Annotated in this window: 11 protein-coding genes and 1 pseudogene; 7 read left to right on the top strand and 5 right to left on the bottom strand. The window is 60.6% G+C overall.

The genetic code is table 11. The features are described from left to right. Positions 1-2: 2 nt before the first annotated feature. From ROSERS_RS18315 to ROSERS_RS18310, 3 genes and pseudogenes are all read right to left on the bottom strand, one after another. Positions 3-320, bottom strand: a complete 318-nt coding sequence (locus ROSERS_RS18315) for a nucleotidyltransferase domain-containing protein (RefSeq protein ID WP_049767540.1) — start codon at positions 318-320, stop codon at positions 3-5. A 176-nt stretch (positions 321-496) separates the two neighbouring features. Continuing rightward, a pseudogene (locus ROSERS_RS26200) lies at positions 497-622 on the bottom strand (Uma2 family endonuclease); the annotation flags it as partial. A 96-nt stretch (positions 623-718) separates the two neighbouring features. Then, the gene (locus ROSERS_RS18310) at positions 719-1,657 is read right to left on the bottom strand and encodes an acetamidase/formamidase family protein (RefSeq protein WP_011958251.1); all 939 of its coding nucleotides are present in this window, start codon (positions 1,655-1,657) and stop codon (positions 719-721) included. A gap of 391 nt (positions 1,658-2,048) precedes the next feature. On the opposite strand from ROSERS_RS18310, the gene ROSERS_RS18305 reads away from it, so the two are divergent. Next, positions 2,049-3,296, top strand: coding sequence for an NAD(P)/FAD-dependent oxidoreductase (locus tag ROSERS_RS18305; RefSeq protein ID WP_011958250.1), 1,248 nt, complete (start codon positions 2,049-2,051; stop codon positions 3,294-3,296). Here the strand turns inward: ROSERS_RS18305 and pdeM are convergent. Beyond that, positions 3,217-3,933 (bottom strand): ligase-associated DNA damage response endonuclease PdeM, encoded by a 717-nt coding sequence (gene pdeM, locus ROSERS_RS18300; protein WP_157041376.1) that lies wholly within the window; start codon positions 3,931-3,933, stop codon positions 3,217-3,219. The genes ROSERS_RS18305 and pdeM overlap by 80 nt on opposite strands. A gap of 128 nt (positions 3,934-4,061) precedes the next feature. On the opposite strand from pdeM, the gene ROSERS_RS18295 reads away from it, so the two are divergent. The 4 genes from ROSERS_RS18295 (at position 4,062) to ROSERS_RS18280 (ending at position 8,149) form a co-directional block, all read left to right on the top strand. Continuing rightward, positions 4,062-4,628 carry a Uma2 family endonuclease gene (locus tag ROSERS_RS18295; protein WP_011958248.1) on the top strand — a complete coding sequence of 189 codons (567 nt, stop codon included), beginning with the start codon at positions 4,062-4,064 and terminating at the stop codon, positions 4,626-4,628. Continuing rightward, positions 4,625-5,065: a phage holin family protein gene (locus tag ROSERS_RS18290; RefSeq protein ID WP_011958247.1), complete on the top strand. Its 441-nt coding sequence runs from the start codon at positions 4,625-4,627 to the stop codon at positions 5,063-5,065. The genes ROSERS_RS18295 and ROSERS_RS18290 overlap by 4 nt, the downstream gene beginning before the upstream one ends. Positions 5,066-5,140: 75 nt before the next feature. Then, positions 5,141-5,851: a VOC family protein gene (locus ROSERS_RS18285; RefSeq protein ID WP_011958246.1), complete on the top strand. Its 711-nt coding sequence runs from the start codon at positions 5,141-5,143 to the stop codon at positions 5,849-5,851. A gap of 306 nt (positions 5,852-6,157) precedes the next feature. Continuing rightward, on the top strand, positions 6,158-8,149 hold the full coding sequence (locus ROSERS_RS18280; RefSeq protein WP_011958245.1) for a beta-L-arabinofuranosidase domain-containing protein: 1,992 nt from the start codon (positions 6,158-6,160) through the stop codon (positions 8,147-8,149). A gap of 18 nt (positions 8,150-8,167) precedes the next feature. Here ROSERS_RS18280 and ROSERS_RS18275 read toward each other — a convergent pair whose 3' ends face one another. Beyond that, the gene (locus ROSERS_RS18275; protein ID WP_011958244.1) at positions 8,168-11,068 is read right to left on the bottom strand and encodes a VWA domain-containing protein; all 2,901 of its coding nucleotides are present in this window, start codon (positions 11,066-11,068) and stop codon (positions 8,168-8,170) included. Between the two features lie 148 nt (positions 11,069-11,216). Between ROSERS_RS18275 and hoxE the strand changes: the two genes are divergently transcribed. Together hoxE and nuoF are read left to right on the top strand one after the other, a co-directional pair. After that, a complete protein-coding gene (gene hoxE / locus ROSERS_RS18270) occupies positions 11,217-11,753 on the top strand; it encodes a bidirectional hydrogenase complex protein HoxE (protein ID WP_011958243.1) in 537 nt (178 codons plus the stop codon). 232 nt (positions 11,754-11,985) lie between these two features. Then, complete coding sequence (gene nuoF, locus ROSERS_RS18265) at positions 11,986-13,599, top strand: NADH-quinone oxidoreductase subunit NuoF (protein ID WP_011958242.1); 1,614 nt, start codon at positions 11,986-11,988, stop codon at positions 13,597-13,599.

The raw sequence follows: 13,599 nt of genomic DNA, 5'->3' as shown, positions 1-13,599 counted from the left end.
CGTCATACAAATATGCCTTCCCGTTTTGCGTTTCGATAGAGTTGAATACTTCCGCGCTCAAATTCTTCCAGAGAAACAGGTCTGGCAGAGATAAGCCGCTCCGACTCTAATTGGATGGGATACAGCACATCTATAACTTGACGAAGTTCTGAAAAATAGTCGAAAGGTTGGCCTAACAAAATGAGCAAATCAATGTCACTCATTGAGTCAGCCTGATTGCGCGCGGTGGATCCATAGAGAATCACGCCCTTGAGTTGGGTGCCATAGTGGCTTTCAAGAGCCATTTTGCATTTCTTTACCACTTCGTTTACGGTTGCCATGGGCGTCACTATCCTTCCTTAATTCTTGCTGCGTTGCGACAGGATGGCTGACACCCTGCGCGTCACCTGCGGTGAGCCGGGCGCAGCAAAACGGCGTCAAGAGCAGGTGCGTGTCAGGCGTCCTTTCGTTATTGCCTTATCGCGCGTTATCATCACGTATAATTGCTGGTTCATTGTACTCCATCGATGATCTCATAGCGGTTGCCGTCATTCGGGAGCGCCTCCCAATCTGCCAGCGTCCAGTGTCCCTGGAGCGGACCGGCGACGACCGGCGAGTCGGTTTTGATCACGAGTGCGGTCATCATTCCCTCCTCAGTGGAAGCGGATGAGCGTCTGGGTGAGGACATACGGCGCCCGCATGGCACAGGCGCCGCGTGCCAGCACAGACGCACTGCCGCTCAGCGGAACACGCTCAGCGCCATGTAGAACGATACACACCAGTTTGGCGCATCCACGATCTGACTGATCCGCAGGTCGCCCGCCAGACTGCACAGGATGTAAGCGTCTTCACGGCTCAATCCCTTCTCACGTCCCAGCCAGTCGATCATATCACGCACTGCGTTCTGTGCGTTCACCATCAAATCCGGTCCGATCGCCGTGGTAACGAAATATCCCTTCTCGTCATACGCTGGCTGGATCGGTCCTGGCGGTGTGAAGAATTGATAACTCCACGGGCGCAGACTCCGCCCTTTGATGACATTGAACCGCAGACTGAACTGCATCGGGCATTCGATGCCGGTGACGCACACTTCGCCGTCACCCTGCGCCGCATGGCAGTCGCCCGCCGAAAAAAGCGCCCCTGGCACGAAGACCGGCAGGTACAGTTTTGCGCCGACATTCAGATGGCGCGTGTCGATGTTCCCGCCCGCCTTGCCGCACGGCAGCACGTCGAATGCGCCCGGTTCGTCGAGTGCAACACCCATCGTGCCGCAGAAGGGCTGGATCGGAATATGGATGTCGTCACGCAGTGGCGCCGTGACGCCGTTGCTCAGGTCGAAATGGCGAATGTATGGCGCGGTGAAATCATTCGCCAGCAGCCCCAATCCCGGAATGATGCCCGTCCATCCCCAATCGAGCGTCTGCATACGCAGGATCTCGACTTCGAGAATATCGCCCGGTTCGGCGCCTTTGACGAAGATCGGTCCTGCCAGCGGGTAGAGCTGGTCGAAATCGAGGTTCGTCAGCACTGACGCATCGCAACCGGGTGTCACCTGGTTGTTCGTCACCTCAGCGGTTTCACAGTGCACGATGTCGCCTGGTTCGATCTCGATGGCTGGCGGCAGGCTGTTGTCCCATTTGTGGTGAATCTGGTCGGGGCGAAGCGTGTGTTCTGCCATGGGATGCTCCTTCCTGGTCGTGACACGATGGTTCGGGGGGAAAATCATGATACCACATGACGCTCCCAACGGCTCGTGAGACCCGACATATGAGGACGCGCCAGACCGTCGGCGCGCTGCACAGTGACCCGGTTCTGCGCCCCGACATCGATCACAGTAAATGTTCACATCGCTCCTGGGAGCGAGGGCATCTTGCCCTCGTAGACGCGACAAAGTCAGTGGTCACATTGCTCCTGGGAGCGAGGGCATCTTGCCTTCGTAGACGCGACAAGGGCAGGACGTTCTCGCTCCCGGGCGCGTGTGCTCCTCCATGGGTGAAACAATGACCAATCACAGGACTCCTGGTATACTACGACCTGTGATTCCGCCCGTCTTCCCAGAGGATCAGACCATGAGCGTCTTCCACGATGCCCCGTCGTACTGGCAGGCGACCGCGCCAGCGCCGGTCATGTCAACCGACCTCCCCGCGACTGCGCAGATCGTTGTTGTGGGTGGCGGTTTCTTCGGAGCGGCAACGGCATATTTCCTGGCGCGCGCTGGCGCCGCGCCGCTGGTGATCGAGCAGGTTGCGCCAGCATACGGCGCGACCGGACGCAACGGCGGTTTTCACGTCGTCGGAACGGCGGAAGGGTATGCCGATGCGGTTGCGCGGTTGGGGCGCGACACGGCGCGTGCCGTGATGCAGATCACCCTCGATAGTCGTGCGTTGCTGCGCCAGGTAATCGCCGAAGAGCAGATTGCCTGCGACTACCGTGAACCCGGACATCTGAATCTGGCGTTGGGCGATGCACAGTACGCCGATCTGCGCTGCCACGTGGCGGCGCTGCGCGCCGACGGTTTTGCCGCTGACCTGCTGGATCGCCATCAGACGCAGGAGTTGATCGATACGCCCCTGAGCGACGAGATTACGGGGGCGCTGTACGGTGCGGAAGATGCGCTGCTCCATTCAGCTCGCCTGGTGTATGGGTTGATCGCGGCGGCGCAGCATCACGGCGCACGTGTGGCAATTGCGCGTGTCGAGCATCTGGCGCCACAGAACGGTTGTGTGCGCGTGATTACCAATCGTGGTGTGCTGGAGGCTGGTTCAGTCGTGGTGACGGTCAATGCCTGGACGCGCGATCTGATCCCGGCGCTGCACGGGGTCATAACGCCGGTTCGTGGTCAGGCGCTGGCGTATGCGCCGACTCGCCGCGTCTTTCGCGCTGGCATCGGCGCAGCGGTGACCCCCACCGGCGAATACTGGCATCAAACGCCGGAAGGGGCGATTGTGATCGGCGGGTGTCGCGCCTGTGCGCCGGGGCGTGATGTGGGAGTGACGGAAATGGTTCCAACCCCGGCAGTGACGGCGGCAATCGAACAGATCCTGCCGCGCCTGTTTCCGCGCCTCGACGGTCTGACGGTCACCCGGCGCTGGGCAGGGTTGATGGCATTCACCGCCGATTATGTGCCGGTCGCCGACGCAGCGCTGGAGATGCCGGGAGTGTGGGTGGCGGGCGGATTCTGCGGTCACGGCATGCCGTTCGGCATGCGCTTCGGGCAGTTGCTGGCGGAAGCGGCGCTTACCGGCGCGACGCCGTCGGCGCTGATGCCGTTCCGCCTGGCGCGCCCGACACTGCAACCACCGCATCTTCAGCGATGACGAATACCTGATCGCCTGGGTCAGGGGCGATGACCTTTGTGCCGGTAAAACTGCCGAATGCTGGCAGGACGCCAACCTGAGCGCCGAACCAGAAACAGGGCAGGGTCAGACGTTGCTTTCCTGCGCCGATCAGTCGTGCCGCCGGATGGAGATGCCCGGCAAGCGTGTAGCCTGCCACAGACGACTCCGGGTGATGGCGCAGCGTGAACGGCGCCATGTCCCATGGTTCGTCAACACACATCACCCGCCAGGAGTACGGCGGGTCTCCGGCGCGCGTATCGTGATTGCCGCGCACCAGCACAATGTCGAGACTGCTGTGACGGGTGCGCCATTCCTCAACAGCGCTCATGGTCGCAGCGGTGCGTCCACTTCGCGCATGCAACAGATCGCCGAGCACAATGAGCCGTTGCGCACCGCAACGCCGTATCGCCGTACTGAGTCGTTCAAGGTCGGCGATGGTCGTTCCCTCCGGAGTTGCAATCGCTGCTGCACGGAATGCACCCGGCTTGCCAATGTGCGGGTCGGCGATGATCAGTGTGGCGGGGCGCTTCCAGAAAAGCGCACGCTCCGGGAGCAACCATACGTCCTCCCCCGCGAGCGAGCAGTATAGTCCAGAAATTGTCTGATCGTCCAACACAGGCAGCATGCGCGCTTGAGAGAACGTCAAAGTCGCGCCGTTCACTCTGCACGGAATCATCCGCGCGACCTTCCCGGCATGGTATCATACGCACGCAGGTGATGAACAGGTGTGGAAGAGCGCTCACAATGACGACAGTAGCAGTCACCCGTCACCGGTTCACGGTCGAAGCATACGCTCGTATGCGTGAAGCCGGTCTTCTGCACGAAGATGACCGGGTTGAGTTGCTCGACGGCGAGATTTACCAGATGAGTCCGATTGGCGCGCGGCACGTGAGCCTGGTGAACCGACTCACTGCTTTACTGGTGCATCTTGCCGGTGATGCAGCCATCGTCAGCGTGCAAAACCCGATCCGACTGGATGACTACAATGAACCTCAGCCCGATCTGGCGCTTTTGCGTCCGCGCGATGATCACTATGTCGATGCGCTCGCAACGCCTGGCGATGTGCTGCTTGTGATCGAAGTCGCAGATACGTCGCTCGTGTACGACCGGCAGGAAAAACTGCCGCGCTACGCTCGCGCCGGCATCGCCGAGGTCTGGCTTGTCGATGCCGGCAGGCAGGTCATTGAGCAGCATACGATGCCCGTGGCGGACGAGTATACGCTGCTCCAGAAGATTCTGCCGGGTTACCGGATTACTGCTGTTATGCTGCCACAGATCAGTTTTACGACAGATACACTCTTCTCACAATGACCGAATCGCCGCCACAACCACCTTCTCACTGGCAGATGGCGCGCAGCCTGGTGCTGCGCTGGCTGGTGACCTCGCTGGCGATCTTCGCCGCCATCCAGATTGTGCCCGGCATCGAATTTGTCGGTCCTGGCTGGGAGATCGGGGTGGTCGCGCTGGTGTTTGGTCTGGTGAATATCGCCCTGCGCCCGATTCTGACGCTGCTGACGTGTCCGCTGGTGATCCTGACGCTGGGATTGTTCACGCTGGTCATCAATGCGCTCTTGCTCTTATTGACCGCCTCGATTGCCAGCAGTCTGGGGGTGCAGTTTCGCGTCGATAGTTTCTGGTCGGCGTTGCTTGGCGGTCTGGTGATTGCGATTGTCAGCACCCTGCTCCTCTGGCTTGCCGGTGAAATGCCGGTACGTGTCATCATCCATACCAATCGACCGGATCGGTAGTGTTTGCTGTGAGGTCAGAAGTGTGTCTTCGGCAGGCACAGAAGTCAGGTTACTCAACAGGCAGGAGGCGTCATCGTGGATGAACAGGGTTACCAGGAGTTTCTCTCCGCCGAAGGCGTCGCTGACTGGGTTGTTCTGCATGGAGGCGCAACGGCTGTCTTTCGTGTCGGATCGCTTGGTGAAGCGGCGCGCCTGGCAGGGTCGGTGGCGAACATTCCCGGTCTCGAAGGCACAGGGGTGTTGTTGACGGTAGGGGATGGTTTTCTTGCTGTTCGTCTGACGCGCGACCTCTGGCAATTGGCGCCACGACACATCGATCTCGCACGGGCGATCTCGGCGGTCGCGCGAGCATCCAATGCAGTCGCTGATCGTTCAGCAGTCCAGGAGGTGCAGGTTGCAATCGCGGCGAAGCGTGACGAGATAGACGTTGACTTCTGGCGCGCCGTGCTCGGTTACCTGCCGATGGCGGATGACAATGCGGTTGACCCGCTCGGACATGGATCAACGGTCTGGATGCAGGAGATCGACGCGGGCAAGTCGTTGCGGCATGCGATGCACATCGACGTGTCGGTCGCGCGCGAGCAGGCGGCGGTACGGCTCCAGGCAGCGCTTGCTGCGGGCGGACGCATCGTCGATGACTCCCGCGCACCGGCGTACTGGACGCTCGCCGACCGCGCCGGCAACCGTGTCTGTATTGTCGCGTGGCCCGATGGTTCTGATCGGAAACTGCCGGAAGACGTAAGTGTTCACATTTCTCCTGGGAGCGATGGCATCTTACCGTCGTAGACGCGACGAGGGCGGGACGTCCTCCATCGTGGTTCGTTTTTTACTCTCTGTGCGCCCGGCGTCTCAGCGGTGCGTTTTTGCAGCGAAGTCATATCTGAATGAAAGAGGAAACCGGTCGTCTGACGACGACCGGTGAGGATGAGAGAGGACGAAAGGGGGCGGCGTTGAGAGGGTGTCCGGTTGGGCGTCTGTACGCCCTGGAGACGACCGCCGCTATCGTCTTGCGCTTGCACTAGTATAACGTGCAGCCCGTTCAGAAAGTTGCACTGTTTCGTGAGTTTCTGCTGAGAAACAGATGAAATCCAGATGAAATCATCGCTCCTCGCTTCCCTGATGTTCACCCCGCTCCCGCCCGGCATTATCCGTCCACGCGGCTGGTTGTATCGCCAGTTGCGCTTGCAGGCGGACGGTCTGAGCGGGCATCTCGATCAGTTCTGGCCCGATGTGGCGAACAGCGCCTGGATCGGCGGCAGCGCGGAGGGTTGGGAGCGTGGACCGTACTGGCTCGATGGCATGGTTCCGCTGGCGTATGCCCTTGATGATGCCGTTCTGATCGCCAGAGTCACCCGCTGGGTCGATCATATTCTCGAACGACAGCGCGATGATGGCTGGCTCGGACCGGTGCACGACACCAGCGACACTCGCCGCAAGCCTTTCGATCCCTGGCCCGTGTTCGTTCTGTTCAAGGCGTTGAGTCAGTTTTACGAGGCAACCGGCGATCAGCGAGTGTTGCCAGCAATGGTGCGTTTTTTGCACCGCCTTGATGCGCTGCTCGATGAACAGCCCCTCTTCGATTGGGGGCGCTACCGCTGGGCGGATCTGGTGGTGACGATCCACTGGCTCTATGAGCGTATCGGCGAACCGTGGCTGCTGACCCTGGCGAGCAAGGTGCATCGCCAGGGGTTCGACTGGCGCGCCCATTTCGAGCGCTTCCCTTATACGTCCCGTCAGCGGCGCGAGGACATCTATCCGCCTGAGCCGCTGCCGGGGTGCACCTTTCGTCTCGATATGGCGTCGCATGTCGTCAACAACGCCATGGCGATCAAGACACCCGGCGTCTGGTTTCGGCAGTCGGGCGATCCGCGTGACCGTGATGCTGTCTGGCGGATCATCAGTGTGCTTGATGCGTTCCATGGTCAGGCGAATGGCGTCTTTAGCGGCGATGAGCATCTTGCCGGTCTCAACCCATCGCAGGGAACAGAGTTGTGCGCCGTGGTTGAGTATCAGTATTCGCTCGAAGTGTTGATCGCTATCCTCGGCGATGCACGCCTGGCGGATCGCCTGGAGCGAATGACATTCAACGCTCTGCCCGCCGCTTTTGCGCCCGATATGTGGTCGCATCAGTACGTGCAGCAGGTCAACCAGATTCGCTGCGCCATTCTCGAAGACAACATCTACACCAACAATCGCGCCGATGCCAACACCTTCGGTCTGGAGCCAAACTATGGCTGTTGTACGGCGAATATGCATCAGGGTTGGGCAAAATTTGCCACCCACCTCTGGATGCGCACGCCGGACGATGGACTGGTCGCTGTATCATACGCTCCCTGCGAACTGACGACGTCCGTGGGAGGTGCGGCGGTTCGAGCGACTGTTGAAACAGATTACCCGTTTCGTGAAGCAGTACGGATTGTCGTCGCGTGTCAGTCTGCAACTCGCTTTCCGCTGCTTCTGCGCATTCCTGCGTGGGCTGATGGGGCATTGCTGACCGTGGACGGTATGAGTACGACGCCCCTTCCCGGAACATTTCATCGTATTGAGCGTGTTTGGGAAGGAACCACGGTGATCGATCTGCATCTACCGATGCGTCCGGCGGTGATACGTCGCCCCTCTGGCGGTGCGGTCATCAGTGGTGGTCCACTGGTCTTCGCACTTCCGATTGGCGAAGTCTGGCAGCGCATCATTCCCGATCCACAGGGACGGTACGCCGCCGGAGAGCGGTTGCGTCCTTTCTGCCCGCCGCCGATTGCCGATTGTCTGGGGGATTGGGAAGTGTTGCCGGTGACGGCATGGAACTATGGTCTGGAACTGGATGACGTGCATCCTGAACAATCGATCCGCATTGAGTATCACCCTGTTGGCGAGCGTCCTTTCGCCCCTGAAGGCGCACCTGTCGTGGCATATGCGCCCGGTCGTCGTATTCCGGGGTGGATTGAAGAACACGGTGCAGCAGCGTCGCTCCCGTCACCGGTCATTTCTGACGCACCGGTCGAAGAACTGCGCCTCATTCCGTATGGATGCACCAACCTGCGCATTGCCGAATTTCCGCTCGTGAAGCCTCGAGCGCCTGTGGGGTAGCCCGACAGACCGGGCAGGTCAGCGATCCTCGGATTTGCGCCGCGCGCGCTGTTTTGCTGCCAGCAACCGGGCGAACTGCTCTTCCGCCGCTTCCGGGCGGGTTGCGGTCGGTCTGGCGCGCTGTTCGGTCGTCTGCGGCGGCGGCGCAGGGGCGCGCCCCTGGGAGGCCTGATCGGTGGGAACGACGGTTTGTGGCACCGTCGGTGCGTCGATTCCAGAACGTTCCACACTGATCGACGACGGACGCGCCGCAGTTGCGCGCCGTTTCGCTGTGCCAAGCCGCGTCATCGTCGCCGATGCTTCTGGCGCAGCGACGACGGAGGGACGCCTTCGGCGAAGCCGTTCCAGCCAGGGGGCGACATCCTCCAAACGCAACATCACGCGCCGCGCGGCAATGTCGAGGGGCCACAGGATCAGCGCCAGCCAGAGGAGCGGAAATCCGATCTCACGCACCGAACCGACCTCCTGGTTGGGTGAGGCGAACGCTGTCTCCGGCGACGGGTTGATCCGTCCTCTGCTGATGCTGGCAACCTCTGTCAGAAGTGGCAGGTTCTCGCGCTGTGCACTGTACTCGAGCGAGTAACTGACGACGATGCCGGTTACCGCAACGCCAATCTGACGCCCTTCTGCATCGGATGCTGCAACCTGCGCCAGGTAGACCCCCGGTGACGGCGTATCCACTGCGGCGCGGTATCTGCCCGGACCAATCTGCTGGAACTGCACCGTCGCTCCCTGATTCTGCGGATCGACGGCGCGCCCGGCGATTGCCAGGTTGTTGAGCGGACGTCCCTGTTCGTCCTGCGCAATCAGTTCCAGAAATGCGCGTGGACCGGCGGCGGTTGCCCGGAGTTCGAGCAAACCGCTCTCACGAGGCGGGAGCAGCAGGTCTGCCAGACCGCCAGCGAACTGTGGAAACCGATCCCAGGCGATCCAGTCACGCGCCCAGCGTCCCTGGGTATCGCTCGTCCAGGCGACCACCCGCCCCAAACCATACTGCCACTGCGCCAGCAACGGTTTACCATCCGGCGTGAGGAGCAGGGTGCGCGCCGCCTCGCGCACCTCTGTGCCATTATAGCCGTAGAGCGGCGGCAATCCCCCCAGGCTGCGGATGATCGGCGAAGATAGACCCAACTGCGGTTCGATTGGCTGTTCGATGATGTCACGCCCGGCGGCGATAATCGTCTCCTGCAAGAAAATGCGCGGCACTTCATCGATGCTGGTCACGCGATAGGAACGCCCGCCGCCAGCGTTCGCTACATCGACCAGATTAGGGTTGGCATCCAGACCGACTGCAACGGTGGAAATGGTAATGCCGGACGCGCGCATTTGAGCAATCAGATCGCTATAATTACTCTCCGCAATACCATCGGTCAGCAGGAGGACATGCTTGATCTTCGCGTCGGTGGATGCCAGCGCCAGCGCCGCCTGTTCGATGCCGGGCCGAATATTCGTGCCGCCGCCGATGCCAAATGAACCGAGCGCCCGCTCGATTTCGACCATCGACGGCAACGGTTGTAACTGAAGCACCCAGTTTGCCGTATCGTCGAAGACAACCAGCCCGACCTGGTCGATGGGGGTCAAACCGAGACTTGCCTGGTACACTGCTTCTTTGGCGAGATCGAGTTTATTCCGCCTGCCGCCTGCCACCGGTTCAGCCATACTGCCACTCCGGTCGATCACCATCACCAGCGCCAGATCGGGTTGTTGTTTCGTGTCCAGCGGGTCGAGCAGCACCGGCAGCATGGGTTCCAGCGGTGTACGCCGGTAGCCGCCAGCGCCAAACGAGTCGACGCCGCCGACCATCGCCAGGCCGCGCCCAAGTTCGCGCACATATGCTGGCAATGCCTCAAGCAGCGTGCGCGGCATCTCACGTGCCGGGGTATCGACGATCATGACGCCAGCGTAGGCGCCAAGTTGAGCGAGCGTGGCTGGCGCCTGACTGGGGGGAAGCAGATCGACGCGCACCCCGGCGGCGAGCAACGCATTGCGCAGGTTTGCCGCGCGTGATTCGTCGGAGGCGATCAGCAACAGGCGTGGCGGTCCCTGCACTTCGGTGAACGCTGCCCCTCGATTGTTCTGCGGCTCGGTATCGCCGTCGGCATCAAGCCGGACTTCGAGACGCCGGAATCCGGTTTCACCCGATGGCACACGGATATCAACTGTGCTCGATCCTTCAGGGATGGAGAGTTCCTGTTCGCCGATCAGTTGCCCGTCAACGAAGGTTTGCAGACGCCCGCCGGTGGCATAGTTGGACGATATATTCGCCTGCACGATGATGTCCTGCCCTTCGCGCACAACCGCAGGCGCGCTCAGACCGGCGACGATGACGTCAGGACCACGTTCACCGGGCAGATACACCACATCGATCGGCACCTTGCGAATCGAAGCCAGTTGCGCCGCATCCGCCACTCTTCCGGCATTTTCGCCCCCGTCCGAGATGAGCACCAACCGCTTCTGCGTCTCGGCAGGGAACAGCGCCAGCCCCAGTTGCACCGCCTCCTGGAGATTGGTGCGGGTGGTCATCGGCGTCGATGACAGACGACCCAGTGCGCCAATAGGACCGGGGGCGCGCTCCACCAGCGCATTTTCACCGAACACCACCACGGCGGCACGATCACCGGCTGGCATGGCAGCCAGTGCGTCGTTGACATATTGCAAAGCGCGTTCACGTTGCGCTGGGGTCATCGAGTCCGACACATCGATTAAAAAAACGGTGGTCACCTCACGCACCGGCAGCACAATCTGCGCACCGGCGATCGCCAGCACGAGCGCAGCAAGAATGACGCTGCGCAGCGCCAGACTCGACCAGAAACGCCACGGAGCGAGGCGGCGCGGCGTCAACAGGGTGAACGCCCACAACGCCGGAAGCAGCGTCAGGAGAATGAGTGCAAGCGGTGTGATGAACGAGAGGCGAATCATGGTTCCAGTATACCATGCCAGGTCGGTCGATGGAGGGTTGTCGCCTGTTTCTTTTCGATAATCAAACCTTTCTTAACAGTCTGTATGAGATGTGATATAGTGACCAGGCGGGTAAAGACCCACCATACGTATCGACGAGGATACAACTATGGCTGCCACGCGCTTTCAGCCCCCTGCCCCCGATCAGACGCTGCACCCCAGTGGTGATAACCGCTTCAAACTGCTCGAAGCCACGATGAAGAAGCACCAGTATCGTCCCGACGCGCTGATCGAAGTGCTGCATCGCGCGCAGGAACTGTTTGGCTATCTCTCGACCGATCTGCTGCTCTTCATCGCCAACAGCCTGCATCTTCCGCCGAGCCGGGTGTACGGTGTCGCCACGTTCTATCATTTCTTCTCACTCGCGCCAAAGGGTGAGCATTCTTGCGTCGTCTGTCTTGGAACGGCATGCTACGTCCGTGGCGCTGCCGCAATCCTGGCAGCGGCGGAACAAATGCTGGGCATCAAAGCCGGGCACACGACTCCCGACGGACGTTTGTCGCTGGAAACGGCGCGCTGCCTGGGAGCGTGCGGCATTGCACCGACTGTCGTCTTCGATGGCACGGTCACCGGTCACCAGACTCCGGAGCAGGTGCAGGTCTGGCTTGAACGTCTGACGGGGGAGGGGTTGAAGGCGAAAGGTTGAAGGTTGAAGGTTGAGGGTTGAAGGCGAAAGGTTGAAGGTTGAAGGTTGAGGGTTGAAGGTTGAACGTGCCGCGCTTTCTGTGACCGGGGGCTGGTTAGTGGCGGATTCAGTTCTCGGTTCCTGGTTCTTGATTCCTGGTTCTTGGTTCCTGGTTCTCAGTTCTTAGATCTCGGTTCCTGGTTCTTGGTTCTCAGTTCTTAGTTCTCAGTTCTTAGTTCTCGGTTCTTCAACTATGGATCTGAATGAACTGCTGGCAATTGCCGAACACGAAAACGCGATGCGTCGATCGATCTGCATTCGCTGCTGCACCGCGCTCGGATGTCAATCGGCAGGCTCGCTATCGCTCAAGCAGCGGCTCGAAGAGGCGGTTGCCGAGGTGGATCGCACCGACATCGAGGTGATGGGAGTTGGATGCATGGGTTTGTGTGGTCACGGTCCACTGGTGCGGGTTGACCCGGAAGGCACGCTCTATGAGCATGTGCGCGCTGCGGATGCGCCATCAATCGTGGCGGCGCTCGACGGCGGCGAGGCAACCGCGCCGAAGGGCGATCCACACCATCCCTTTTTCACCTTACAGAAGCGCATTGTCCTGGAAAACAGCGGCATCATCGATCCGGAGCGCATCGAGTCATACATTGCGGCTGGCGGTTACCAGGCGCTCTATCATGCGTTGCACGAAATGACCCCGGCAGAAGTGATCGATGTCGTAACCCGCAGCGGGCTGCGCGGACGCGGCGGCGCTGGATACCCGACAGGACTGAAGTGGGCGACCGTCGCCAAGAGTCACGGTGATCGCAAGTATGTCGTCTGCAATGCCGATGAGGGCGATCCCGGCGCGTTTATGGATCGCAGCATCATCGAAAGCGACCCGCACAAGGTGCTCGAAGGCATGGCGATTGCAGCGTATGCCGTTGGTGCAGACCAGGGGTACGTCTATGTTCGTGCTGAATACCCGCTGGCGATCCAGCGGTTGCAGCGGGCAATTGCGCAGGCGCGGCGGCATGGCTTGCTCGGTGCGCAGATTTTCGACTCGGGGTTCACCTTCCGAATCGATATTCGCGTCGGTGCTGGCGCATTTGTGTGCGGTGAAGAAACGGCGCTCATGGCGTCGATCGAGGGGCGGCGCGGGCAACCGCGTCCCCGCCCGCCCTACCCCGCCGAAAGCGGACTGTGGGGTAGACCAACGCTCATCAATAATGTCGAAACCTTCGCCAACATTCCGCCGATTATCCGCAACGGAGCGGAATGGTTCGCTGCAATCGGCGCGGAGACCAGCAAAGGCACGAAAGTTTTCGCACTGACCGGCAAGATTCGCCACACCGGTTTGATCGAAGTGCCGATGGGCGTCACGTTGCGCCAGATTGTTGAAGAAATGGGTGGTGGCGTGCCCGATGGCAGGGTTAAGGCAGTGCAGACCGGCGGACCGTCCGGCGGATGCATTCCGGCTGCCCTGCTCGATACGCCGGTCGATTACGAATCGCTCCAGCGGGTTGGTTCGATTATGGGGTCGGGTGGCATGGTGGTGATGGACGACGCCACCAACATGGTGGATGTAGCGCACTTCTACATGGAGTTCTGCAAAGACGAATCATGCGGCAAGTGTATTCCGTGTCGGGCTGGTACAGCGCAAATGTTGCATATGCTCGATCTCATTCGTGCCGGGCAGGCGACCATAGCCGACCTCGAGCAACTCGAGCAACTCTGCGTGATGGTGAAGGAAACCAGTCTGTGCGGTCTCGGTCAGTCTGCACCGAATCCGGTTCTGAGCACGATGAGGTATTTCCGCCAGGAATATGAGGCGCTGCTGGCGGATCGCGACAGAACCGGCGAGTCGACGGACGGATAG

The organism is Roseiflexus sp. RS-1 (assembly GCF_000016665.1).
In the GTDB taxonomy this organism is placed as follows: domain Bacteria; phylum Chloroflexota; class Chloroflexia; order Chloroflexales; family Roseiflexaceae; genus Roseiflexus.
Note: the sequence above shows the minus strand (reverse complement) of the source record. Positions and strands in the feature narration are given on the sequence as shown.

Excerpts from the sequence above, each read along its gene's own strand:
- ROSERS_RS18315 (WP_049767540.1), bottom strand. The coding sequence starts at position 320 with ATGGCAACCGTAAACGAAGTGGTAAAGAAATGCAAAATGGCTCTTGAA.
- ROSERS_RS18310 (WP_011958251.1), bottom strand. The coding sequence starts at position 1,657 with ATGGCAGAACACACGCTTCGCCCCGACCAGATTCACCACAAATGGGAC.
- ROSERS_RS18305 (WP_011958250.1), top strand. The coding sequence starts at position 2,049 with ATGAGCGTCTTCCACGATGCCCCGTCGTACTGGCAGGCGACCGCGCCA.
- ROSERS_RS18295 (WP_011958248.1), top strand. The coding sequence starts at position 4,062 with ATGACGACAGTAGCAGTCACCCGTCACCGGTTCACGGTCGAAGCATAC.
- ROSERS_RS18290 (WP_011958247.1), top strand. The coding sequence starts at position 4,625 with ATGACCGAATCGCCGCCACAACCACCTTCTCACTGGCAGATGGCGCGC.
- ROSERS_RS18280 (WP_011958245.1), top strand. The coding sequence starts at position 6,158 with ATGAAATCATCGCTCCTCGCTTCCCTGATGTTCACCCCGCTCCCGCCC.
- ROSERS_RS18275 (WP_011958244.1), bottom strand. The coding sequence starts at position 11,068 with ATGATTCGCCTCTCGTTCATCACACCGCTTGCACTCATTCTCCTGACG.
- hoxE (WP_011958243.1), top strand. The coding sequence starts at position 11,217 with ATGGCTGCCACGCGCTTTCAGCCCCCTGCCCCCGATCAGACGCTGCAC.
- nuoF (WP_011958242.1), top strand. The coding sequence starts at position 11,986 with ATGGATCTGAATGAACTGCTGGCAATTGCCGAACACGAAAACGCGATG.